Below are 26,233 nucleotides of genomic sequence, written 5' to 3'. Positions count from 1 at the left end.
TTTCAGTTTTAAGGTTGACCAAATTTAAAGAAAATACCCACATTTGCACTATAAAAATCGCATTGCAAAATGAAGCCTCCCAAACCGAAATTCAGGAGGCTTTTTTTGAGGGATGTATAGCTTTTTTCACCACTTAAGGTGGCAACACAGAACTATATCTCAAACTGGTAAGGGAAATATTCGTTTTCTACCGTACCATCACTGTATAATTTGAGCAGTGCATAACCTGGAGGCGTTTCTTGATAATAGTAGGATGCGGCCGATTTTGCATCGCCTTTGCCCCACCAAAAACCACTCATCGCACCGTTGCAAAAATAGTTGACGCCATTGTACCAAGCCCTATCCAGCAGGTGCTGATGCCCGCTCAGGCAAACCTTTATTTTATCCTTATGCTTATAAAACAATGCTTTTAGCTCTTTGTGGTCGCCATGTTGCCCGCCTTCCCAAGTACCGGTTACCGTTAAAATGGGATAGTGCGACATGAGCAGCACCGGGGTATTTGGCTTTAAGCCATCCAGCTCCTTGTGCAGCCATTCTGTTTGCTCCTTATCTAACTTGATACCACTGTTATTGCCATCGAGGATGATAAAATGCCAGCCATTTTTGCTAAAACTGTAATAGCGATTGGGAATTTTAAGGCGCTTCACTACATAAGGAATGCCGTACATTTCGTCGGTCTTCTCTGGCGCTTTCCACCATGGATCATGGTTGCCGATACAACTGTATACGTTGGGCTTGGCATGGCTGATAAACTCATCCCATACCGCCCACTGATCGGTTACCTGTTGGCGTACTACATTATCATAAGAAGCATCGTGAATGGAATCGCCGCCGTTTAAGATAAAATCGAGCTTATGCTTCAATACTTCATCCAAGCATTTTTTTGCCCTTGCCGGTATGTTGTCGTTGCCCCTGATGTGTACATCTGTAATGTGGGCTATCGTTAATACCGGCTTGTTTTTTTCTTTGCTGGCAGCCAGGGTTACACCAGTTGGCAAAACCCCTAATGCTCCAATAAGGCTTGTACTTTTAAGGAAATTTCTTCTTTTCATGGTTATAGATTATTGATCCCAGCCAAAAACCTGTTTCAACTTTGGATTGAGCGAGATTTGGCCAATAGGAATTGGACGATAGTAATATTTAGGTTCGACAAAAATCCTCGGCTGATCGCGGTCTCTTGTAAAGGCAATAAAGCCCGAAGTACCATTGGTCAAATAAAAATTGGTATTGTTGCCCGAAGCATCTTTCAGGTAATATTTGCCCAAATTGGCTTTTACGGCCGGTGGCAAATTGGCAATTGGCGATTCGTCTGATGGCGAAGCCAAGATAGCGATATCTTCTACACCATCGCCTGTCACATCCATCGCGCCCAATGCCGGAACATACATACCTACCTGACTATTCTGCAACAACACACCCGATTTCCAGCGCATTAAATCGTCGTAACGCAAACCTTCGCAAGCCAGTTCTACCCTGCGCTCTCTTCTGATCTCTAGCAAAACCGCCTTATTTGTTGCTGTTGCATTTGGATACATAGCTGCCAAAGCAGGATCTTGAGCCACCCCCATATCTAAATTTGGCATATTTACCCTTTTCCTCAACAGGTTGATGGTTTTATCCAAATCGCCCTGCGTCAATTCACCTAGTTCGGCTTTAGCCTCTGCATTGATCAGCAATACTTCCGCCAACCTGAATACAGGCAAATCGGTAAAGTTCAATTGCCAGCCCTGCATCAGTTCTACGGCACGTGGGTAATATTTGATCTGGTTCAATCCGCCTAAAGTTGCCTTGGTTTTGTAAGGCACAGTGGTACCGGTTTGTACAAAACCTGGATAGCCTATGGTTTCCATCATGCGCGGATCTCTGTTGGCAAACATCTGTGTGAACAACAAGTTATTGTTAGCCGGAACCGGCGTACCATCGGTTTTTAGGTACGAATCAGCCAGACTCTTGCTCAAAGCGTAAGTGTAATCGAATACGGTATGCGAGTTGTTGCCCCTGCCTATTTTCTGATCGTAATCGGCCCAAAGTATGATTTCTTTATTAGTGGACAATGTATTAGACGAGAATAAATTTCTATAATCTTCTCCTCCTTTGCCCGTATTGTAAATGGTAAAACCACCTTCGGTCATAATTTTGGTTGTTGCATCGGCAGCTATCTTCAAAAAGCGATTGTAATCACTGGTTAAGCCTATCTCATCATGGTATTTCCTAAAGGTACCTTCATGCAATGCAAAACGCGCCAAAAGCGTTAATGCCGCCCATTTGGTAATTCGGGTATTGCCTCCAGTTGCCTGAATGTTATCCGCAGCAAACTGCAGGTCTTCTAAAATATGGTTCACCACATCGGCTCTTGGATCTTGGCCCTTATACAATGCCGGATCTTCCGAGCTGAGCACCGAGCCGTACCATGGCACATTGCTGTATTTTTTTACCTTCGAAAAATAGAACCAGCCTCTAAAGAAACGCGCAATGCCAATGTAGTGGTTAATTTCGGTCTGGTTACCTGTAACCGTGCCCACATGATCTAACATGTAGTTGATGCTTCTCAAGCTGCCCCAATCGCTTTTGTCCCAGCCACCATAATTGTTCTGCGAAATGGTACCGCGAACCAGGTTATCAACTTCGCCACTGGCATTGTAATTGGAAATGTTATCAGAGTTCAGATCATCGTACCCAAATTGCAACTGGCCATAAAGACCATTGGTATAGGTCTGCAAATCGGCCGGTGTTTTAAAGAAAGAAGCATCCGTTACATTGGTTTGGGGATCCCTTTGCAGGAAATCCTTTTTGCAGCTGCTGATGAAAGCGCCGCTTAGCACTAGCAACGCTATATATATTGATTGTTTTAATTTCATGATTTCTGATTTTATAGCGTAAGGTTAAGACCAAATGAATATGTTTTTTGGAATGGATAAACATCGCCACCCAATGCCTCAGGATCGAGGTTGCCCTTGATGTGTGAACGGTCTAGGATATTCTCTCCACTGAAATAAATCCTCAGCCTGTTGATCCGCAGCTTGCTGGTCAACACTTTAGGGAAGGTATAGCCAACCGTTAGGTTTTTAAGTCTTAAGTAAGAAGCATCCTGCAGGTATTTGGTTTGTGGCTGGCCCAATTCGGTTGCATCTTCGGCAATGTAGGCCTTTAGGCGAGGGAAATAGCCATTTGGTGTTTCTGGCGACCAGTGATCCAAGTTTTGAACGGTTACGTTGGTCCATGGTTGTGCATAAACACCCCAGAAATAGATGTTGCTGGAGTTAGGGTACCAATCTTGCTTGCCCACACCTTGAATAAATGCCCGCACGTCAAAGCCTTTCCAGCCCAAATTTACATCTACTCCATAACGGTAACGGGCACTGCTGTTGCCGATTCTGATTAAATCGCCATGATCCGACAGGGTACTTTTGCCTTTGTTAACTTTGTTATCACCGTTTTGGTCTTTGAATTTTAAATCGCCCACGTAGAATTTGTAGCCGGTATCATCAGCACCTACTGCAGTTTGATCGGCATGGCTTTTCAATTCGGCTTCGCTTTGGAAAAACCCTTCGGTTTCAAGTCCCCAAATTTCGCCCAGCTCCTTGCCTACATAATAATCGCCCAAAGCACCGGTTGGATTGTCGTATTTGGTAATAAAGGTTCTGCTGTCAGAAAGGTTAAGGCCTATGTTATAGGTTAGCGGACTTCTTGCCACGTTAACAGCATCTTTCCAGCCAATCCTGAATTCCCAGCCCTTGGTTTTTAAATCGGCTGCATTAATGGTTGGTTCGCCAGTACCAAATACGCCAGGCAAGGTTTTGCCTTTGGTAAGCATCCCTTTGGTATAGCGGGTAAATTTATCAAAGTTAAGTTCGAGCCTATTTCCAAACCAGCCCATGTCAACCCCAAAGTTTACGGTAGATACTTTTTCCCAAGTCAAGCTAGGCGAAATAGAGCCCGGTGCGTATACGGCTGTTGGTCTTGTCCCATCTAAAATCGAGGCAATTTGACCCGATCCCATTGTGGCGATATAAGAGTAGGCGCCTACGTCTTGGTTACCCAAATTTCCGTAAGAAGCCCTCAATTTAAAAAGATCCAAATGGATGTTATTGGCAAACGATTTGATGAATTTCTCGTTTGAAACTACCCATGACGCCGAAGCGGATGGAAAGAAGCCCCATCTGTCTCCGCTAGGAAAACGCGAAGTACCATCATAGCGGCCATTGAGTTCTAAGATGTATTTATCGTCGTAAATATAGTTCACCCTGTAAAACAAGCCACGTACTGCCCAATCGGTTATCGATTCGCTGGCCGTTACATCGCCTGTGGCTAAAGACAGCGAAGGCAGGTTGTTGCTGATCAATATTTTTCGGTTTGCAGAAGTAGATCCCGAGTACCTATATTCTTGGTTAAAACCCACTAAAGCCTGCACATAATGCTTGTTAAACGTTTTATGAAAATCGGCATAAAGGTTATACAAATTGTTGCGTACCTCGCCATTGTCTACCTGTGCAAAAGAAGGATTAGAACCTACCAATTTTGCCGCAGTATTTGGTCCTGTATAGTAAGACACCGGAAAATCATTGCTTTTATTGATTTGTGCATTTCTTCTAAAAGTTGCATCGGCCTTTAACTGAAATACATCTTTAATGATATTTGCCGTTGCACTAAAAGTAGTTTGGAAGTTATTGGTTCGATACATCGATTGTCCGCCCTCTTTTAAACGCCCAATAATCGAAGCACCAGAAGTGGTATAGGTGCCATCTGGATTATATACCGGATCTAATGAAGGCTGACGGTTTACATTCCAAAAGAAATCGTTGGCCGCCACGTAAGGCACCTGATAATAAGACGACGCAAAAGTGGTGTTGTTTTCTACATTTAACCAATCAAGCACCTTTAGATCTACTTTGCCTCTCAAGTTATAGCGATCGTATGATTCTTTGGCATCTTTTAATGCGCCATCGGTACGCATGTATTCTGTAGAGATGTAATAGTTCAGTTTTTCTGCACGTTTGCTCAGGCTGAAATTCGCATTATAACTTGGCGAATTGTCATTGTAGGCTTCTTTTAACCAATTGGTATTGCCTACGTTTTGCCAGGTAGTTGGGCTTGCGGGATCGATATAAACCGAAGGCAAAGACATATCTGCCGAACGTCTTTTGGCATAATCGAGGATGGCACCGGTAAAAAGGTCATAAAGCGGATAAGCCGCATCGTGTTTATAAGTCATTACCGTATACGGATCGGTTACCAGCTCTGGCAACCTGCCCACCGTTTTTAAAGCGTAATAAGTGTTGGCGCTTACATTTAACTGATCGCCTTTTGCTGTTTTGGTGGTGATGAGGATAACACCAAAGGCTGCTCTTGCTCCATAAATAGCTGCCGAAGCCGCATCTTTAAGTACACTAACGCTTTCAACATCGTTAGGATTGAGAAGGCTCAATTCTGCAGCAGTATAAGGTACGTTATCGACCAAAATATAGGGACTGCCGCCCGAGAGCGAAGTAACACCCCTGATGTTAAACCCAGGCGCATCAGTAGCCCGGCCGCTACCAATAGATACGTTTAGGTTGGGAATAAGGCCCTGCAAACCTGCACCTAAATTGGCAATGGGCCTGTTTTCTATTTCCTTGGCCGTAATGCCATCTACAGCGCCACTTAAATTGATTTTTTTCTGTTTGCCATAGCCTACAACCACCAACTCGTTAAGTGTTTGGTTATCTTCTTTTAAAAGGATGCTGATTTCCTTTCTTCCGTTAATGGCAATCTCTTGTGGCTGTGAACCGATAGAGCTGACAACAAGCACATCGTTCGCATTGGCATTGATCTTAAAACGGCCGTCGGCATCGGTAATTGCCACTACTGTGGTTCCTTTAACTTTTACCGAAGCACCAGGAATAGGCGCACCATTGATATCGGTTACCTTTCCTGTAATTACATCGCGGGCAACAGAGACCATCTCTGTACCCGACAGTGCAGCGCTGGCTTTATTGGCCTGCCCCGCAAATGCCAAAGCAAATGCGAGTATAACCAAAAGCCCTTTCTGGATTGTAGTATATTCTTTCATAATTTAGTTATTTTTTGTTTAGCTAAACTAAACTATGTTTATTAAAATAAAAAGAATTACTTGTTAACAAATAGTAAATATTGTTTACAATAAACCACTTGTAATCAACACAAAAGATGTTTATTTCATGTTAAATTATCTGTAATTTCCAGCAAATTGTTAGCGTAAACCTGTTTTTTAAGCATCAACATTACTAAACACCAAAAACCTTAATAGATTAATTTAAAGTTTACTTTTTATCGCTAAATTTATTTTGATCAAACCTGTTTAATTATGAATGGCCGTAAACTACTTTTATTTATTATTGCGATAACCGGCTGGACTTCGCTCATTGCGCAGCTGATCCTCTCCTTTGGTTACAGCGTAACAGATACCACGGAGACCCTTGTTCGGTTCTTCAGCTACTTCACCATCCTTACCAATACCCTGGTTGCTTTTTTTGCCAGTGTTCAGCTATTTTCGAAATCGCCCCAACAGGGATTTTTTGGCAATGCCAATACGCAGACTGCCATTACCATGTACATTGCTATTGTTGGACTGGTATTTAACCTGGTTCTGCGCAGCCTATGGAAAGAAGGGGGCATGCAGGCGGTATTGAATGACCTGTTGCATTCGGTTATTCCCCTATTGATGATTTTCTATTGGTGGAAACATGTAGACGGGAAAAAGGCGACTTATCAAAGCATCCCTATTTGGCTGATTTATCCGGCATTGTATGCCATCTATACGCTTTTAAGAGGTACTTTTGCAACTTGGTATCCCTACCCTTTTATGAACGTAATAGAATTGGGCTATCCAACCGTGCTGCGCAACAGCGGAATTTTGGTACTGGCTTTTTCCTGTTCTTCACTACTCTTCGTATTTCTGGGAAAGAAAAAACCTGTTCAGCCCAACTAAACTTTAAAATCACTACGCATAAAAAAGGCAGCAATTTCTGATTGCTGCCTTTCTATTCTAAATGCTGATGGCTACCTGTTGTTTCCGAATTTCACCCTCAGGTACACCTCAAAGCTCCCGTTGGTATAGCTGTTCAGCTCGGAAGTGCTCGAGGTATAGAGCCCGCTGATCAGGTATTTCTTTTTGTAGTCCATGCCAAAGCCGAAGGTGGCGTTTTTGGTGCTGTGGTACATCGCCGACATCAGTACCTGCTGGTCGAACAGGGAAAACTGGCCACCTGCATCCCAGATGTTGTCGTAGCCCGACACCACCCTGTAGGCCACCAATGGCTCTACCAGACCGCTGTTCGCTGCAGCGCCCAATGGGATTTTGTAGCTCACTGCCGAATAGAACCTTGCCACGTCGGCATATTTGGTATCGTCGCGTTTAAAAAGCTTGTTCAGGTTTGGCAATGCCGCGTTAACGGTTAGCCCATTGCTGGTATAGGCAGCGCCGAAATCGCCGTCGATATAGGTTTCGCGGTCGTTGTACTGGCCTACCAGCACATCATTCGGGTTTCCCTTGATATCTGAATTACTTAAACGCTGATTGGCAAAACCCAATGAAACCCCAAAACTCAATTTATTGGTTTCGCTTAAAGGCAGGTGGTAGGCAAAACTGCCCAGTACCCTGGTTTGGCGCTGCAAACCCGCTTTATCATTCACCACGTTCAAGCCAATGCCTACCTTGTTAAAGCCATGGTCTGCGGTAATAGCCTGTGTAACCGGCGCGCCTGGTATGTTGTTATAAAGGCTACGGTAGCCCAGGTTGAGGCTGGTTCCGTGCTCAATTCCGGCAAAAGCCGGATTGAGCTGGTAACGGTTATTGAAATATTGCGATGACAATGGATCTAACTGCGCTTTAGCCGTTAGCGATGTGGCCACGATGCCAACCAGGGCTAAAATTTGATATCTTTTCATTTTATGTTATTTAGTTCCTTGTTAATTACCTTGACGTACGATGGTGATGAATCCTTTTTTCTTCAGCTTTCCTGGCCCGAAGTCGATGATGTAGAAATAGGTGCCCTCGTTCAGCGGCGCCCCGTTCAGCGTAGCATCCCAGCTGTTGTCGTAGCCTTTTTTGCTGTACAATACACGGCCTGCCTTATCGAATATAAATACCTCGTTGTTTGGATATTGATCGATGTTTTCTATCACCCACTTGTCGTTCACTCCATCGCCGTTTGGTGTGAGGATGTTGGTGGCTTCGATGGCCTGGAAGTCGTCTCTCACTTCGATCGTAATGCTCCTCACATCGCTACAGCCTGTGGCATTGGTTGCCGTTACGGTGTAAGTAGTGGTCACGCTAGGCCTAACGGTAAGCGCTGGTGTGTTCTGCCCGCTGATAATGCCATTGGCAGTTGCCCAACTATAAGAAGTACCACCCGAGGCCGTCAAAATCGTAGTTTCGCCTTTGCTTAACGAATTGCCTTTGCTCGACACAATGCTGATTATTGGCAATGGATTAATAGTCAGCGTTCCGTTCTGGTAGCTGAACACATAATTTGCAGCTGCACCACCTGTAATGTTGATCGGATAGCTGTTGGCAATTGAGTTGCCACTGGCTGCCGTAGTTATTGCCGGCGCAGTTGTTAATACACTAGCTGTTTCACCATTTACAAAGCCTGTATAGGTTGCCGTAAATGTTGGGTTTGGCTGGCCATAGCAACGGGCCTTATCGTCTGCCCTGGCTGTTAATGCGGCTTTGTTTACCGTTAACGTTCCATTTATAAAATTAGGCTGATAGTTGGCAGAAGCATAGCCTGCCGGTGTAATGGCGTAAGTACCCGCATTGATAGCGCCTTGTGCCGTACCTGCATAGGTTAGTGTTCCCGTTAAGCTATTGGCTGCGTTATCCGAGCCTACAAAACCTGCGTACGTTACACCGTTGCCTCCTGTAAAGGCCAAGCCATTATAGGTTTTAGTGGCATTCGTTGCCGTAATATCCAAAGGTTTTTTGGTGATGGTTAAATTAGCTCCAACATAGGTTAAGATATAGTTGCTGCTCAATGCCAAGGTATTCTGGCCAATGGCATAGGTACCTACATTTTCACCAGTTGCACGGCTCAACGAACCGCTGAAACTATCGCCTGCTACCAAGGCAGGACTGAAGGTATAGGTCAGTGCCGGATCGGCGCTTCCGTAAACCTTGCTCTTTGCATCGGCTGTTGCCGTAATGGCTTTAACGCCTACCACAATATTTCCGGCTATGTAAGTAATGGCATAATTGCTTACAGTAAATGTACCACCAACAGCTGCGCTAGGTGTTGCTTTTGAAGCATAAGTTCCAACTGCATCGTTCACTGCGGCACCGGTTCCATAAGCGATGCTTACCGTGCCTATGGTTTCGCCGTTTTTCAATCCAGTTGAAACAAACGCAGTTGAACCCGTGGCACCTGTTAATACGTCGCCATAGATTTTATTGACGTTGTTTGCCGTAATGGTTAATGGAGCGGCGGTTACAGTACTCGAAGCAACTGCTTTATCTACAGTAATGGCCCCTGCGCTGGTCAATGTAATGTTTCCATTGTACGAGCCCACGGCTGTTGTATTTTTTAACCTGAGGTAAACCGGTGTACTGGCAATCATGCCCGCAGCGCCAACCGTTACCGTGTTGCTAAAGTTGCTGTTATCTGTACTTACTTCAAAACCAGCTGGTGGTGTTACCAGTATGCCCGCAGTCATGTTTACACCTGAAACCGCAAACTGGCTTGAAGCCGAAGCTGTTCCATAAACCGTATTTAAGGCATTTAATGTACCTGATGCCGTAATTGTTGGAACCGTGATTACAGCAAATGTATTCGTTGCACTGTATGCACTTGCATTTCCAGCCACATCGGTGGTCAATGCTTTTAGGGTATGCGTACCATCCAGTAAGGCTGTTCCCAAGGTATAGGTCCAAATACCGCTTCCGTCAACAGCGATGTTGCTGCTTACTGTAGTTGCATCTACTTGTAGCGTTACTGTTGAGTTGGCTTCAGCCGTTCCGTTAATTGCTGGAAGACCGGTATAAACAGTGGTACCATTTGCAACAGCTACAATTACTGGTGCACTAGGTGGAGTAACGTCTATGGTCCAAGTATAAATTGCTGGGCTTGTATCTACATTGCCCGCTGCATCAATTGCCCTTACCCTAAAAGTGTGCGAGCCCGGAGCCAGCGCATTGTAAGTTAAAGGCGTAGTTACAGTTACATAAGCACCTCCATCCAGCTGGGCCTCGAAGGTACCGGTTTCGGTACTCGTAAAGGTAAATGTTGCATCTGTTACATTGGTAATTGCTGGTGGATTGCTGGCAATAGCTGTATTTGGAGCTGTATTATCTACCGTTACAGCAGTTGAGGCCGCACTTAAGGCTTTGTTGCCCGCTGCATCAGTAGCTGTATTGGCCGCAACGCTGAAGGCAATGGTTCCATCGCCAGCCAAACCACTTAGGGTTACGGTTCTGGTTAAACCTGTTCCGCTTACCGCAGCCGTTCCAGTTGCAGTTCCACTGGTAATGATGGCAATATCGGCATTGGTTAATGAAACCGTTCCATCAGAATAGGTCAAGGTAAAAGTTACCGGACCATTTTTGGTCAGGGCTATCGAAGGACTGCCAATGGTTAAGGTTGGCTTGGTCTGGTCGATGTCGTAAACCTGGCCACTGGCAAAGCTTGCATTTGTAGAGTTTCCGGCAATATCAGTTACGCCTGTACCGCTCGCTTTAAGGTCAAGGCGTAGGGTTCCGTCGCCAGTAATCGAATTCACGTTAACCGTGTAAACAGTAGTGCTTACCGGAGTAACACCCGCTACGGTTCCTTCGGCAGTACCTGTTTTGGTAAGGATAAATGCACTTGCACTTACTCCCGTTACCGGTTCAGAGAAGGTTACCGTATAATTTAGGCTCGTTGAGTTGCTAGGCGTCGCACCTGCACGATTAATCGAAGCTACCGTTGGCACGATACCATCGACAACGATGTTTTTGTTTGCGCCAAGCGACCCTGCCGCACCAGGTGCAGGCAATACTAAAGTAGCATTATTGTTTAGTGCATCTTTGATGGTTCCTCCTGCCAAAGTCAAGGCATTTGCCGAAGCATAATCAAGATCGGCAGTTTGGTTGCCCGATGCTACTGTGTATTTAAATACAAGGGCTGATGAACCGGTACCTGAATTATAAAGGGCATTTGCACCTGCGTTCAAGGCTAACTCAGGCGTACCAGTAACCGTTACCGGCATGTGGAAATTCACCTGAACATCAATTACATCTCCTATTTTATAGGTTCCATTGGCGGTGCTTGCAGTTACGCCAGAAACACCAGATGGCTGGGTAATGGTATAATTGCGTGTAAGGGTACAGCCATTGGCATCGGTTACGGTTACTGTATAGCTACCTGCAACTAACCCAGTTGCTGTTGCTGCCGTGCCACCTGATGGAGACCATAAATAGGTATAAGTTGGCGTACCGCCGGTTACGCTTACAGTGGCCGAACCATTTGCTGCGCCAAAGGCGGTGGCATTTGTTTGGCTTTTTGTTGCGGTTAATACCGTTGGTTCATTAATTATAAAGTTTTTGGTCAAGGTACAGCCATTGGCATCGGTAATGAGCACCGAATAGCTACCTGCTACAAGACCTGTAGCCGTTGATGCCGTTCCTCCAGATGGCGACCATGCATAAGTATATGGCGCTGTGCCCCCGCTTACGGTTACACCAGCTGTACCAGTTGTGCCACCATTACAGAGTACATCTGTTTTAGAGGTGCTGGCAATTAATGTTGCAGGTTGTGTAATGGTAAAGTTTCTGGTCGTTGAACATCCGTTGGCATCGGTAATGAGCACCGAATAATTACCGATGGCTAAACCGACAGCCGTAGCTGCTGTACCTCCGCTTGGAGACCATAAATAAGTATATGCACCTGTTCCACCACTTACGGTTACCGAAGCGCTGCCAGTAGCCGAACCGTTGCACAATACATTAGTCTGTGCAGTAGTAACGCTCAGCAAGGCCGGTTGTGTAATGGTAAAGCTTTGGGTAGTTTGGCAAAAGTTGGCATCGCTAACCGTAACAGTATAGGTACCTGCGAACAGGCCGCTAGCCGTTGCTCCCGTACCACCTGATGGCGCCCATGAATAGGTATAAGGTCCGGTGCCTCCAGTTACGTTAACCGTAGCCGAGCCGTTTGCGCCACCATTGCATGAAACGTTAAGCTTTGTACCGGCACTTGCCGTTAAGGCCATGGCTGGTTGGGTAATGGTAAAGCTTTGGGTAGTTTGGCATAAATTGGCATCTGTAACGGTTACCGTATAAGTACCTGCCGTCAAACCTGTTGCAGTTGCATTTGTACCTCCAGACGGAGCCCATGAATAAGTATAGGATCCAGTTCCACCGGTTACGTTAACTGTAGCAGAACCGTTTGCTCCACCAAAACATGATACATTGTGCTGGGTACCAGCAGTAGCTACCAAAACGGTAGGCTGGTTGATGGTGAAAGTTCTGGAAGTTTGGCAATTGTTCGCATCTTTGATGGTTACGGTATAGGTTCCCGCAACAAGACCTGTTGCTGTTGCTGCGGTACCTCCAGATGGTGCCCACAAATAGGTGTAGGCTCCCGTGCCTCCGGTTACGGTAACCGAAGCCGATCCCGTAGCCGAACCATTGCAAAGCACATCTGTTTTCGAAGTAGTTACACTAATTTGAGTTGGTTCTGTAATGGTGAAACTTTGGGTAGTTTGACAAAGGTTGGCATCCTTAACAGTTACTGTATAAGTTCCGGCAGTCAAGCCACTTGCCGTTGCTCCTGTTCCACCTGATGGTGTCCATGCATAAGTGTAGGCTCCTGTTCCACCGGTTACACTAACTGTAGCAGAACCGTTTGAGCCTCCGTTGCACAATATATTCGTTTGTGCACCAGCCGTAGCTACCAAAGCAGCCGGCTCAGTGATGGTGAAAGATTGAGTGGTTGTACACAGGTTGGCATCTTTAACGGTAACTGTATAAGTTCCAGCAGCTAGGCCACTTGCTGTTGCGCCAGTACCGCCTGAAGGCGACCATGAATAAGTATAAGCCCCAGTTCCACCGGTTACGTTTACTTTGGCCGAACCATTAGTTCCACCATTGCATAAAATATTGGTTTGTGTACCGGCCGTAGCTATTAAAGCAGCTGGTTCGGTAATGGTAAAGCTTTGGGTAGTTGTACATAGGTTGGCGTCCTTAACAGTTACTGTATAAGTTCCGGCTGTTAGTCCGCTTGCCGTGGCTGCCGTACCGCCAGAAGGCGACCAAGCGTAAGTATAAGCCCCAGTTCCACCGGTTACGTTTACTTTGGCTGAGCCAGTGGCACCGCCATGGCATAAAATATTGGTTTGTGTACCAGCAGTAGCTATCAAAGTAGCTGGTTGAGTAATGGTGAAAGATTGAGTGGTTGTACACAGGTTGGCATCTTTAACGGTAACCGTATAAGTTCCAGCAGCTAGTCCGCTTGCCGTTGCAGCAGTACCGCCTGAAGGCAACCATAAATAAGTATAGGCTCCGGTTCCGCCTGTTACATTAACTGTAGCCGAACCGTTAGTTCCACCATTGCATAAAATATTGGTTTGTGTACCGGCAGTAGCCACTAAAGCTGGTGGTTCTGTGATGGTGAAGCTTTGGGTAGTAGTACACAAGTACTGATCGGTAACGGTTACTGTATAGGTTCCGGCAGCAAGACCTGTTGCTGTTGCACCAGTACCGCCCGATGGTGCCCATGCATAAGTATAGGGACCTGTTCCGCCAGTTACGCTAACCGTGGCTTTTCCATTGGCACCACCATTACACGATACGTTAACTGTAGTACCAGCTGTTGCTGTTAACGCCGCTGCTGGTTGGTTAATCACAACATTTCTAATTAAAGTACATCCATTATTGTCAGTAATAGTAACCGAATAAAGTCCTGCAGCTAAGCCCGTAATTGTTTGTGTAGTTGCTCCTGTAGACCACAAAAAGCTGTATGGGGCTGTTCCTCCACTTGGACTTACACTGGCTATACCTGTTGAACCACCATAGCAGGCAATATTGGTTTGGCTTGTGCCCGAAATTAGTGCCGACGGCTGGGTAACAACAATTCCTGTAATCGTTTTGGTACATGAATTGGCATCAGTTATCGTAACCGAATAAGTTCCAGCTATTAGGCCAGTTGCGGTAGGCGTAGTTTGATTGCCTGCTGCCGCGTTCCATTGATAAGTATATCCTCCTGCACCACCGCTGGCAGTTACAGTAGCAGTTCCATTTCCACCCCCATTGCAGCTTACTGAAGTCGTAGATGCAATACCCGCTAAAACAGTTGGCTGGTTGATGGTAAACGAACGTGTAGTTTGACAAGCATTGGCATCAGTTACCGTTACCGTATAGGTTCCTATAGCTAGGCCAGTAGCTGTTGCGTTGGTACCACCACTTGGAAACCACGAATAAGTGTAAGATCCAGTTCCACCGGTTGGCGCTACTGTGGCCGTACCATTTGCGCCACCATTGCAGCTCACATCCGTTTTGCCACCGCCTGTTGCCGCGGATAAAGCTGCCGCTGGCTGGTTGATGGTAAATGCGCGTGTAGTTTGGCAACCATTAACATCGGTAACGGTTACTGTATAAGTTCCAGTAGATAAGCCAGTGGCTGTTGCATTGGTACCACCACTTGGCGCCCACGAATAAGTGTAAGGCCCAGTTCCACCGGTTGGTGTTACTGTAGCTGTACCATTTCCGCCACCAAAGCAGCTCACGTTGGTTTGTCCGCCACCAGTTGCTGCAGATAAAGCTGCGGCTGGTTGTGTTATCGTAATACCCGAAAGCGTAGCCGTACAGCCGTTGGCATCCGTAATGGTTACCGAATAGGTTCCTGCAGTTAATGCGGTACGGTCTTCGGTGCTAGCACCATCTGCCCAGTTATAGGTATATGGACCTACGCCACCGGTTGGTGTGAGGTTAATAGCTCCTGTACTGCCACCAAAGCAGGCTATGTTGGTTACAACCGTTGTTCCCGAGACGGCTGCTGCTGGCTGTGTTACCGTAATACCCGAAACAGTTTTAGTACAGCCATTGGCATCGGTAATGGTTACCGAATAAGTACCGGCTGTAAGGAGCACCCGGTCTTCGGTGCTAGCACCACCTATCCAGTTATAGGTATATGGGGGTATACCGCCTGTAGGCGTAAGGTTGATCGCCCCGTTATTGCCACCGAAGCAGGCCACGTTGGTGACTACTGTTGTTCCTGAAAGAGCAGCTGAAGGTTCTGTAATAGTGGCCGAAACCATACCTGTACAGCCGTTGGCGTCGGTAATGGTTACCGAATAGGTGCCCGCTGCTAGAAGCGTACGGTCTTCAGTGGTAACACCACCGCCCCAGTTAAAGGTGTACGGTCCTGTACCACCAGTTGGCGTTAGGTTAATTGCTCCTGTATTGCCACCAAAGCAGGCCACATTAGTTAACATTTTGATTCCCGAAACAGGGGCAGCTGGTTGCGTTACCGTAATGCCCGAAACCGTGCCCGTGCAGCCGTTGGCGTCGGTAATGGTTACCGAATAGGTTCCAGGGGCTAAACCTGTACGATCTTCGGTGGTAGCACCGCCTACCCAATTATAGGTATAAGGACCAACACCGCCTGTTGGAGTTAAGTTAATAGCTCCTGTGCTGTTACCAAAGCAGGCCACGTTGGTGACTACCGTTGTTCCCGAAACAGCGGCAACTGGCTGTGCTACCGTAATACCTGAAATAGTTTTAGTACAGCCATTGGCATCGGTAATGGTTACCGAATAGGTGCCGGCGACTAAACCTGTACGATCTTCGGTGGTTGCACCATCTGCCCAGTTAAAAGTATATGCACCTACACCGCCTGTGGGCGTCAGGTTAATAGCTCCTGTGTTGTTACCAAAGCAGGCCACATTGGTGACTACTGTTGTTCCTGAAAGAGCGGCGGCAGGCTGGGCGATTGTAAAAGTACGTGTGGTTTGGCAGCCATTAAAATCTTCTATAGTTACGGTATAGGTACCTGCGATCAAACCAGTTGCAGTTGCATTGGTGCCTCCTGATGGAGACCATGAATATGAATAAGGTGCGGTTCCACCACTTACAGTTACCGTTGCAGAACCCGTATTTCCTCCAAAACAAGCAATATCAGTTTGAGAAGTTCCTATCGTAAAAGCAGGAGGTTCATTAATGGTAAAGTTTCTAGTAATTGTACAACCTTTAGAATCGGTAACTGTACAAGAAATAGCCCCTGGAGGCAAACCTGTTGCGATTGGAGTTGTTGCTCCATTTGTCCATAAATAAGTGTACCCTCCGTTACCACCACTAACGTTAACAGCAGCTACACCATTATTATAGCCATTGCAGAGAATATCGATTTTAGCAGTAGTCGCATTTAAAACAGATGGTTGGGTAACCACTATTCCTGTAACTACTGTTGGACATAAATTTGCATCTCTTACCGTTACACTATAGGTGCCTGCAGTAAGCCCAGTTGCTGTAGCCGTAGTTTGACTCCCTGCCGATGCACTCCATTGATAGGTATAAGGGGGCACCCCTCCGCTAGAAACGATAACAGTAGCTGTTCCATTACCGTCTCCGTTGCAACTTACCGGTGTTGTACTTGATGAAGTTACATAGGCAGGAGGCGCTGAAATTGTTGCGCTTGCGGTTGTCACACAGTTTTTAGAATCTCTTACCGTACAGGTATAAGTACCTGCAGTTAATCCAAATATCGTTGCTGTTGTAGCGCCATTATTCCATAAATAAGTATAGCCTGGCGTACCACCTGTGGGAGTAACTGTCATATTTCCATTGGTACCGCCCGGGCAGGTTACATTATTCACAGTAGTTACGGCTGCACTTATAGCCGCTGCAGGTTCAGTAACGACAACAATTACGGAGGTGTTACAATTTGTATTATTGTCGGTAATTGTACAGGTATAGGTATTGGCAACCAATCCTGTTGCAGTAGCTGCTGTGCCACCACTTGGTGACCACGAATAACTATACGAGCCACTTCCGCTAGTTACAGTTGCAGTAGCTGTACCATTACCTCCCCCTTTACAAGACACAGGAGTGAATGAACTAGTAGCCGTAATCTGATTAACAGTAAGGGTTGCTGAGTTAGAATTGGTGCTACCATCTGCATTGGTTGCAACACATCTATAAGTGTATCCACTCATACTCGCTGTAACGGGAGAAACACTTAATGTTGCAGTAGTAGTGCCTAAGTAAGGCGCACCTACAGGTATATTGGTAAAACCACTTCCAGTATTTACTTGCCACTGGTAGCTGGTTGCTCCTGAAGCAATTATAGGGAAAGTTGTGCCGCCGCCATTGCAAGTGGTTTTGTTTGGGGGATTACCTGTGATGGTGGGTTGCAGAGACTTAGTCCATGTGAAGGCATCTAGTGCCACATACTGAAACGAGCCACCTGTTGTAATCACAATTTCATCGATTAGTGTGTTGGAGTTGTTGGAACCGCCAAACGTACTTAGATTAATCAAAGTAAATCCATTGTTAGTAGCGGTAGAAGTAACAAAGCCACTACTAGCCGTTGCCGTAAATTTCGAAACACCACCCAATTTGCCTTCAATGGTTAAAGAACCTGCCACCGCTTGAGAAGTATTAGAATATTGTGCAAAAAACATATACATGCTGTTCAACTTAAACGGCACAGCACCTGCCGTAGAAATAGTAAAGCCAACGGCGTTATTGCCTCCTGTACCAAGCCCTGCGTTATCAATATACCTGTTGTCATTAATTGTGCCGTTCCACCCTGTTCCCGGAAAACCGCCTTGGATCTTGAACGGTCCATTAGCCTGCGAGGTAATGTTAAACACCTGGCCATTATCGGTAAACGAAGTAGAACCGGGACTTTCTGTTTCAAAGGTCTCGGTAGTCTGCGCATATAGACTTTCTGTATTTGCTAGATATACAAAAGAGAACAGGAGTAACAGACTTAAGAAAAATTTTTTAAAGTAAAATTTCTGCATAATTATAAGTTTAGGTGGAGTAGAATAAAGAAAATGAATCCAATAGGATCATCCTTAACAAGGAGTTAAGTGTACAGCAAGCTAATGCCAAAAAGGCAAAAAATCTTTCTTAGCCTATTGCTTTCGAAAAAATAACTGGAATACGAAAAAGTCGATGACTTTTAAATTATACGTCGTAACGTATAATTGCCCATGAGTCTGGGGCTTTATGAATTTGTTGAGAGCATTCATAATTGAGAGATTAAGGATAATTTAGCTATCCAAATATATGCAGCGCTTCTACCAATTCCAAATTAATAAGCATACATTTATGTTCAAACATCTAATTATCCCTCTCACAACTCTAAAAAGAATACTTCACAACCAATAGCTCTACCTTTGTTAAATTAAACCTTAAATCTCCTTTAACCAAACACCGTAAAAAAAGATAAAATACTGTAAAACAACAACTTGCTTGTTCATTTTTAACCGAAATTGATTTGATAGCTTCACCGCTTTATATTTGAATAAACATCATCCTCTAACTTGACCCTACTTAGCAATAAGATTAGTAAATTCTGGTCTGGCGTAATTGGCAAAGAGTACCAATACACCTTGGAATGCCGTATTTTTAACGCCGTTAGCATTTTGGCAGCACTAACGGCGGGGATCAATGCTACTGTGAATTTTGCATTGGGACTCGCTTTTTATGGCTTCATTATGTTGCCATTGATTGTCATACTGATTTTTGGCTACTACCTCTCCCGCTACAAAAACAAACTCAATATTGCCGTTGGCTTGTTTGCCATTGCTTTTAACTTCCTCTGTTGTGCCACTTATTTCGCCAGCGAAGCTTCAGAAGGAGTAAATCTTTTCACCTTTATACTGATAGCCTTTATATTGACCATTGTAAGCGATCATAAGCAGTTTTGGATCTGGATTCCCTTTACTCTCTTGGTAATCACAGGTCTTTTCTATGTCGAATACAGCTATCCTGAACTCATCAAGCCTTTATATGATACGCCTCAAGCAAGGTTGCTAGACCATGTGCAAACCGTTTTAGAAGTGATATTGATGATCACCATTATTACCGCCTTCGTTAAAAAAAACTACTATAAGGAAAAGAGGCTAGCCGACCAGCGCTTTACAGCACTCGAGGAAATCAACGAAACCAAAAACAAGCTGTTTTCTATTGTAGCACACGATTTAAAAGCTCCACTCTCGTCGATAGAAAATTATCTTTCTCTGCTTAATCTAGTAGAAATGGATGCCGAAGAGAAGGCGATTATCGAAAAGTCGCTACTCATTTCTACCAAGCAGACCTCGGAAATGCTGCAGAATATTCTCTCCTGGTCTAAAGACCAAATGGATGGCACTACGGTGAAACTTGTCCCTGTGCCCATTCATGATGCGCTCAACAAAACGATACAGCTACAAGAAAACCTGGCCCGAGACAAACAGATTACGCTAGTGTATACGCCACAGCCACACCTCATTGCTTTGGCAGATCCAGATCTTTTACAGCTGATTGTGAGAAACCTGCTCAACAATGCCATCAAATTCTGCCATAACGGTGGTACCATTTTATTTGAAACCATTGATCAGGTTGATCAATGTCTCCTAAAAGTAAGCGATAATGGAATCGGCATCAAGGAAGAAGAAAAATCGCAGATTTTCTCCTTAAAACACAAAGGAACCTATGGCACCAATAAAGAAAAAGGGGTTGGCCTCGGACTTAAGTTGGCCAAAACCTATACCGATCTACAGCAGGGCCAAATCTGGTTTGAAAGCGAAATCGGCAAGGGCACAACTTTTTATGTAAGCCTACCCAAACCTAAAAACTAAGCTCAATCTTGTTAACAAACTGAAAGCGGCCAATTGGAAACCATCAAACTTTTGTTTGGAAAACAATGGCAGTGCCATTTGGCAATTGCAGCCCCTCTTTCTGCTTTACTCCATTGCATTTCGTGTCCGCTTCAATAGGGTTTAGTTAACAAAAGGCTGTGGTTCATTGGCATCATTTCAAATCGATTTGTCATTCCGAGGCACGAGGAAACTATTTGAAGAACTCTTCCTTACTAGATCCTTCGCTTCACTCTGGATGACAAGTTGTTAATTGAAACTACCATCTCCCCTCCGCATTACCGGCCTGCCATTTCTGCCCCTGGCACCTGTCCATTTTTGCAATCTTAAACTGGCCCTCACCATAAAATACCTGCTTAACGCATTGGTTTTGGTATCGGTATAGCTGCCATCATCGGCTATGGTACGGTTAATGAAATTGTTCTGGTTCAACAAATCGAATGCCTGTATGGTTACTGTTGCCCTACGCTTCCAAAGTTCTTTTTGCAGGTAGCTATTAATTACCAATGGATTGTTGGTGATATTGGCATTAATGCCGCTTACAAAATTCTTGCTGGCACTATAGCCCAAAATCAGGCTGCCCCACATGATAAACCTGCCATCGATATTCAGGGAAACCGTATTTGTCCTGCTGTCTCTAAATGTAGGCAAGGTATTGTTTGATTTAGTTACACTGTAGGCAACATTCGGATTTACTTCCAACCATTCATTCGGAGTAATCCTTGCCCCAAAACGCTCGTTCATAGACCAGGTAGTAGTCAGATTTTTATTAAAATTACTCATCGAAACGGTATGGTTGTTAGACACATTGCCACTTAGCGACAAGTTGTATTTGCGATCGTTCAATTGCTTGCTGATCGAATAGTTTCCGTTGATCCGGTATACGCCATTCATGTTTACAAATCGGGTTTCGCTCTTCCAAATGCTATCGGCACCCTTAATATCAACGGTGTTCCTGATTACGGCATTGTCTATAAAGGTAGCATTCAGATTCACCGAATAATTCAGCTTTGAATTGGCGATATAGTTGTTGTAGTTGGCATTAATCGAATGGTTAAAGGTTACCTTCAAATTTGGGTTACCAATTACTGGATTTTGAGGATTGGAAACATCCCTTACCGGCTGGATCTGATCAAAAGTGGGTTCGGTGGCATTGCCCGAATAGTTGATCTGCATGCTGTGCTGCCTCGACCATAAGTACTGAAACCTGGCAATAGGAATAATATTAAAACTGGTTCTGTGCGTACTCGTACCCAAGCTTACTTTTGTACCGCTTAGCACTGCCGGCACGGCGGTTAATCCTAATGAGAACCTCGTTTTAGAACCTTGATCTACCCCATACCGATAATTTAAGGCTATCCTGGCCTGGGTAAAAGAATAATCATAAATATTGCTCAGCGAATCGATAACCTGGTTTACGCCTCCCGCATTTACATTGCTGGTGAGTGCCGTATTATCATAGCCATTGTAGTTCACCTGTCCGTTAAATTCTAATTGCGCCTTGGCAGATAAGGGTTCTACATAAGTTAAGCTACCCCTGTAATTTTTAGTCAGGTTATCTCTTTCTACAATCCGATGGATGAGCGAATCTTTTGAAACCGTGGTTCTGGTACTGTCGGTATAGGAAATGATATTCGAGTTTCTCTCCTGTTCTGCATCTTGTTTATTGCTGCTCATGCTGATTTGTACCGAAAAATTTCTCCTTGGTTTTTTGAAGATATGCTGATAAAACAAGGTCGCATCGATATTGGGTCTTTTGTTAGTGCTTGTGTTATTGCCACTTTGATCCTGATTGATAAAGCCACGTTGCATCACGTTTGATGCTCCTCCATTCATAGAAGAACTGTAACTAATATTTGGGGTAAACCTGATGAAGTTGTTGCTGTCTAAATTGGCTTCTAGCTCGAAGTTAAAATTGTGGTTTTTGCTATTGTTATCGCTCGAGCTTTCGTTGGTAGAAAAAGTACGCCCGCCCGAACTAAAAATCTGCGATGCGCTGCTGTTGATAGAATTGACGTTATTGAAATTATACCTGTAGTTGGTATTGATCTCTACCTTTGGACTCAATTTATCCCTAAACGAGAACGAAGTATTGCCATTATTGGTTGTGCCCCCGCTTCCGCCCGAAGAGCTATTTCCTCCGCCATTGCCGCCACCACCATTTCCTCCTCGGCCACTACCGCCTCCGCCACCGTTTCCACCTCCACCATTTCCGCCATTACTTCCACTGTTGGCTACGCCATTTACCGTATTATTCAATCGGCCACTAATACCCAAAGTTTGGTTGCCGTTAATCCTTGTACCAAAAACAGAAGCCTCATAACGCTTGTCGTTGCCCACTCCGGCGCTGGCATTTCCGGTGTTACCCACTGATTTGTCTGTTCGCGTTACTATATTCAATATCTTTTCCGGATCTCCATCCTTAATTCCGGTCCTGGCAGCCTGGTCGCCATAATCGTCTACAATTTGTACCTTATCTACTATTTCGGCAGGCAGGTTTTGAATTGCAGTGGCCACGTCGCCACCTAAATAGGTTTTCCCGTTAATTTTTGCCTTGGTAATGTTATTGCCCTGATGCACCAGGGTACCATCGGTACCTACTTCCATGCCCTCCATCTTTTTCAAGAGTTCATCAACGGTGGCATTTTCCCTCACAATGTAATCGCTGGCCTTGTATTCTACCGTATCGGTTTTATAGGTGATAGATGGCGTACCGTTTACCACTACTTCGTTTAAGGTATTGGCTTGTGCATTTAAAACAATCGGATCCATTACTATTCGTGGAATCGCATCATTTTGCTTGAACCTTGCCACAATAGCCTTATAGCCCAAACTGCTGATAGAAAGCGTATAAGTGGCCGATTTTACATTTTTGAATATAAAAATACCATCCGGATTGGTACTGGTTACCAAGGTATCCTTTGGCGAGGTTAGTTTAACCGTAGTTCCGGGTACGCCAAGATCTGTTGTATCTTTTACAATGCCACTGATTTCACGTACCGGCAAAGGCGGTGGGGTATTTGTTTTAGGTGGATTTTGCTGTTGCGCCAATGCCATATTGCCTAGTGCAAAAACCAGGACAAGGGCAAATAAGCCTTTAATAAGGGCAACATATGAGGAGAAGTTGAGCATCTGAGGTTGAGTTTGATTGGTTGGTTTATTGATCGGTATCGGCTATTTTTTATAAAGGGTATATTTTCCCCAGAAATCTGTGGCACTCATTAAATCCTGGTTGCCTCCGCCACCACCAAAGCCACCGGCTCTTCCGCCGCCACCTCCGCCAAAGCCACCTCTTGCACCGCCAAAACCGCCACCACCTCCGCCAAAGCCCATATTGCTTAAGCCATTCAATTTGATCTGATACATCAGTTCTTTTCCATCGGCTGGGTTCAATTCCAATAAGGTTAATGGAATGGCGAGTTCATAAACATAAGCTCCTTTTTGGTCAAAGGAAGCAACGGCTTTTAATCCATGTTCATTATAGATTGAAACCAATGAATCTGGAATGGCCTTAAAGCCTGCTATTTTTATTTCCTTCACACTAGCCAATTGCGATTTATGCAAAACTAGCGATGCAGAATCGCGTTGTTGCTGTGTTTGTTGTGTTCTATTCTGAAAACCGCCTTGCCTTTGTCCACCTTGTCCGCGCCCCCCCTGCGCCCGATTGGCCCTGTTGATGAGCGGATAGGTTACGCTCATTGCGTCTTTATCGCGCTTTTTGCCTTGCGTATTGATCACAAAAGTAATCCCCCCAGCCATAATTTTTGTAGCTTCGGTTGATTTGATGATCAGGTAAAGATTCTTATCGTCGTTGGCAATGGTATACAAGATGTCGGTACGTTTATTTTCGGCTGCGTACGTATCGTTCCATTCCGTGGCTTTTCCATCTATCCTGATATTGGCAGGAGCTGGCATATTGGCAGCTTGAACATCAGGTAATTTTTGGGCAAAGGCGCCAAAACCAAATAGGCAAAAACAAATAATTAAGTAGCAAGGTTTCATAGCGTGTGAGGTTGGTTCGTATGTGTTAGGTTTAAGGCAATAGACTGTGGAATTGGTCAATGGCTTAATGCTATTTTTTGAATTTTAGGGTACGATAATTACCAAAATTGCAATCAACAGCCTTCAATGTAAATAAAAGCCGTTTTTATAGGCCATTTCTGTTCGCATATCGCTAAAATGTTACTATTCTATTCCTTGGTTTAGGGCCGGCCGACGATTCCTGTTGCTTGTATTGCCAGCACTACCTTCCATAAAATAGCCCAAATTGGAGCGGCATCCTTTTTTGCCTTCTGGGCAAAAAGATACAGCGGAAAGTTGGACTGTCTTTAATTATGGCAGAGGCAACGCGCTTCAAAACAAAAGCTTCAATGAATTAATCATTGCCCTGTGCGCCTTATCACCAACAATTGGCACAAAAAAAATCCCCGATGTCTATTATCGAGGATTTGATGAGTATTAAATTATTTTATTTTGATAGTTCGTAAGAAGCTGCCAGTTTTAATGCATTATAGGCATTTACAATGCCACCGCTTACGCATATTTCACTAAAAAGTACACGCACATTTTCGTCTCTTTCATTTTTATACTTAACCTTATGTGCAACTTTGCTTACCGACTTCATGATGATGTCACGAACCTGTGCAGGGCTTAGTTCTGGATGGTAGCTCAAGATCAAGGCCGCCAGACCCGAAACTACCGGTGCGGCCATACTGGTACCGTCATATTCCTCGTATTTAGATCCTGGAACTGTAGAATTGATCATAAAACCCGGCGCGAATACATCTACATTGAATTTTCCGTAATTAGAGAAAGACGCTTTCAATTCATCGTCGTCTTTATAAGAACTTGCCCCAACTTCTATCCAATTGTTGGCATGTGGCAAATTGTATTTTGCCGAATCCAGCGGAGCAGGTTTGGCAAATGCATCCGACCTGCGGCCCATTCCTTGTGCCTGTCTCATCAATTCGTCGCGGGTAGGTGGTTTTAGAGCTTTTGCAGGCTTTTGATGTGCCTTTGCATAGGCTTCTGCTTCAGGGCTATCGTAGTATTTGTTCGGAAAATTGTCAACGATATCATTATTACTGTTGTCGTTTCCTGCAGCGTGTACCAATAATACGCCCTTTGATTCGGCATATTTAACGGCTTCATCAACTGCTTTCTTATCCCATTTATAGGCCTTTCCAAAGCTCATGTTAATCACTTTGGCTCCATTATCAACTGCATAACGGATGCCATTGGCTACATCTTTATCGCGTTCATCGCCCTCAGGCACAACCCTAATCGTCATGATGCTTACATTATTGGCCACGCCCAAAATACCTAGCGCATTATTTCTGTTGGCCGCAATAATACCCGACACGTGCGTGCCATGGTCTGCATTCGGACCAGTTACATCGTTGTTTCCATAATTACGTTGTGCCGAATTGGCATAATCATCGCCTACTAAAGCGGCACGCTCATCATACTTTATTTCTAGGTTGTATTTAAGCATCACCTCGAGTTCGTGATAGCCTTTTTTAATGTTTTTATAGAATTTCTCTATGCTACCGTCTTCTTTAGAACCCTTACGGATAATTTTCTTTACGTATTCTTCCGTTTCATCATCGGCTTTATAGCGCTCAATATCTTCTAGTGAAGGAACCTCTTTTTTATTGATGAAAGCAACCGAATCCATTACTTTTTTAATGGCGATATAAACCGGAAAAGTACTGCTGGCTTCGTCATATTTTTTGCCAAAATCTGCCTGCACCTTTTTATAAAGTGCATATTCTACCTTTTCTGCACTGTCTAGTACGGTAGTCATGATGGTAGACTTGTATTTAGGCTCCAATTTTCTTTTGATCCTTACCAATTCAAGATTATCGTAAGCCAGGTTTCCTTTGTTGGAGCCTATAAAGTTCCAGCCATGTACATCGTCAACATAGCCATTGCCATCATCGTCGATGCCATTTCCAGGAATTTCTTTGGTATTGGTCCACAGTACATCCTTTAAGTCTTCATGCTTAATATCCGTACCGCCGTCTATTACCGCCACAATAACCTTTTGCTTAGGCTTTTTGTCTTTTAGCAATTCGGCATAGGCTTTTTCGGTGCTGATACCAAAATAACCGTTGGCTACTAAATCAAGGTTAAACCAGTTGGGAGGTAGTGTTACATTTTTATCTTGGGCAAGCAATTGTGTTGCCAGCCCCATAAAAACTGCAATAAACAGACTAATCTTCAATTTCATGGTTAATATACTTTCAGAGATTAACGTAAATTACAATAATACGGTTTTAAAATAGTTAGGAAGCTAATTTAGGCCGATTTTAACAAATATTTAACAGGAGGGGCATAAAACAATAAAGGCCACCCGCTCTATGCGGATGGCCTTCGAATTAAAATTTGGCGCCGACCTACTCTCCCACGTGTTACCGCAGTACCATCGGCTCTGGCG

At 44.6% G+C, this 26,233-nt stretch carries 10 protein-coding genes; 2 read left to right on the top strand and 8 right to left on the bottom strand.

Annotation, left to right across the window (positions count from 1 at the left end):
• Positions 1 to 152: 152 nt before the first annotated feature.
• The 3 genes from AC570H_RS00050 to AC570H_RS00040 are packed head-to-tail and all read right to left on the bottom strand — an operon-like array spanning position 153 to position 6,049.
• Positions 153 to 1,052, bottom strand: a complete 900-nt coding sequence (locus tag AC570H_RS00050) for a metallophosphoesterase family protein (protein ID WP_497350427.1) — start codon at positions 1,050 to 1,052, stop codon at positions 153 to 155.
• Positions 1,053 to 1,061: 9 nt separating this feature from the next.
• Positions 1,062 to 2,858: a RagB/SusD family nutrient uptake outer membrane protein gene (locus AC570H_RS00045; protein WP_497350425.1), complete on the bottom strand. Its 1,797-nt coding sequence runs from the start codon at positions 2,856 to 2,858 to the stop codon at positions 1,062 to 1,064.
• Positions 2,859 to 2,869: 11 nt separating this feature from the next.
• The gene (locus tag AC570H_RS00040) at positions 2,870 to 6,049 is read right to left on the bottom strand and encodes a SusC/RagA family TonB-linked outer membrane protein (protein ID WP_497350423.1); all 3,180 of its coding nucleotides are present in this window, start codon (positions 6,047 to 6,049) and stop codon (positions 2,870 to 2,872) included.
• Positions 6,050 to 6,322: 273 nt separating this feature from the next.
• On the opposite strand from AC570H_RS00040, the gene AC570H_RS00035 reads away from it, so the two are divergent.
• Entirely contained in the window at positions 6,323 to 6,946 is a 624-nt protein-coding gene (locus AC570H_RS00035; protein ID WP_497350421.1) for a Pr6Pr family membrane protein, read from the top strand.
• 71 nt (positions 6,947 to 7,017) lie between these two features.
• Here AC570H_RS00035 and AC570H_RS00030 read toward each other — a convergent pair whose 3' ends face one another.
• Both AC570H_RS00030 and AC570H_RS00025 read right to left on the bottom strand, forming a co-directional pair.
• Positions 7,018 to 7,905, bottom strand: coding sequence for a PorP/SprF family type IX secretion system membrane protein (locus tag AC570H_RS00030; RefSeq protein ID WP_497350419.1), 888 nt, complete (start codon positions 7,903 to 7,905; stop codon positions 7,018 to 7,020).
• Between the two features lie 21 nt (positions 7,906 to 7,926).
• Positions 7,927 to 17,952, bottom strand: a complete 10,026-nt coding sequence (locus tag AC570H_RS00025; RefSeq protein ID WP_497350417.1) for an MBG domain-containing protein — start codon at positions 17,950 to 17,952, stop codon at positions 7,927 to 7,929.
• A 525-nt stretch (positions 17,953 to 18,477) separates the two neighbouring features.
• On the opposite strand from AC570H_RS00025, the gene AC570H_RS00020 reads away from it, so the two are divergent.
• The gene (locus AC570H_RS00020; protein WP_497350416.1) at positions 18,478 to 19,776 is read left to right on the top strand and encodes a sensor histidine kinase; all 1,299 of its coding nucleotides are present in this window, start codon (positions 18,478 to 18,480) and stop codon (positions 19,774 to 19,776) included.
• A 267-nt stretch (positions 19,777 to 20,043) separates the two neighbouring features.
• On the opposite strand, the gene AC570H_RS00015 is transcribed toward AC570H_RS00020, so the two are convergent.
• The 3 genes from AC570H_RS00015 to AC570H_RS00005 form a co-directional block, all read right to left on the bottom strand.
• Complete coding sequence (locus AC570H_RS00015; RefSeq protein ID WP_497350414.1) at positions 20,044 to 22,926, bottom strand: outer membrane beta-barrel protein; 2,883 nt, start codon at positions 22,924 to 22,926, stop codon at positions 20,044 to 20,046.
• A gap of 42 nt (positions 22,927 to 22,968) precedes the next feature.
• Positions 22,969 to 23,796, bottom strand: coding sequence for a hypothetical protein (locus tag AC570H_RS00010; RefSeq protein WP_497350412.1), 828 nt, complete (start codon positions 23,794 to 23,796; stop codon positions 22,969 to 22,971).
• Positions 23,797 to 24,262: 466 nt separating this feature from the next.
• The gene (locus AC570H_RS00005) at positions 24,263 to 26,026 is read right to left on the bottom strand and encodes a S8 family peptidase (protein WP_497350410.1); all 1,764 of its coding nucleotides are present in this window, start codon (positions 26,024 to 26,026) and stop codon (positions 24,263 to 24,265) included.
• Positions 26,027 to 26,233 lie beyond the last annotated feature (207 nt).

The sequence above is a fragment of the Pedobacter sp. B4419 genome (assembly GCF_059693725.1).
The sequence above is the reverse complement of the archived record's forward strand: the minus strand, read 5'-3'. Positions and strand labels throughout refer to the sequence as shown.

Coding starts and splice junctions, on each gene's coding strand:
- AC570H_RS00050 (WP_497350427.1), bottom strand. CDS start 1,052: ATGAAAAGAAGAAATTTCCTTAAAAGTACAAGCCTTATTGGAGCATTA.
- AC570H_RS00045 (WP_497350425.1), bottom strand. CDS start 2,858: ATGAAATTAAAACAATCAATATATATAGCGTTGCTAGTGCTAAGCGGC.
- AC570H_RS00040 (WP_497350423.1), bottom strand. CDS start 6,049: ATGAAAGAATATACTACAATCCAGAAAGGGCTTTTGGTTATACTCGCA.
- AC570H_RS00035 (WP_497350421.1), top strand. CDS start 6,323: ATGAATGGCCGTAAACTACTTTTATTTATTATTGCGATAACCGGCTGG.
- AC570H_RS00030 (WP_497350419.1), bottom strand. CDS start 7,905: ATGAAAAGATATCAAATTTTAGCCCTGGTTGGCATCGTGGCCACATCG.
- AC570H_RS00025 (WP_497350417.1), bottom strand. CDS start 17,952: ATGCAGAAATTTTACTTTAAAAAATTTTTCTTAAGTCTGTTACTCCTG.
- AC570H_RS00015 (WP_497350414.1), bottom strand. CDS start 22,926: ATGCTCAACTTCTCCTCATATGTTGCCCTTATTAAAGGCTTATTTGCC.
- AC570H_RS00010 (WP_497350412.1), bottom strand. CDS start 23,796: ATGAAACCTTGCTACTTAATTATTTGTTTTTGCCTATTTGGTTTTGGC.
- AC570H_RS00005 (WP_497350410.1), bottom strand. CDS start 26,026: ATGAAATTGAAGATTAGTCTGTTTATTGCAGTTTTTATGGGGCTGGCA.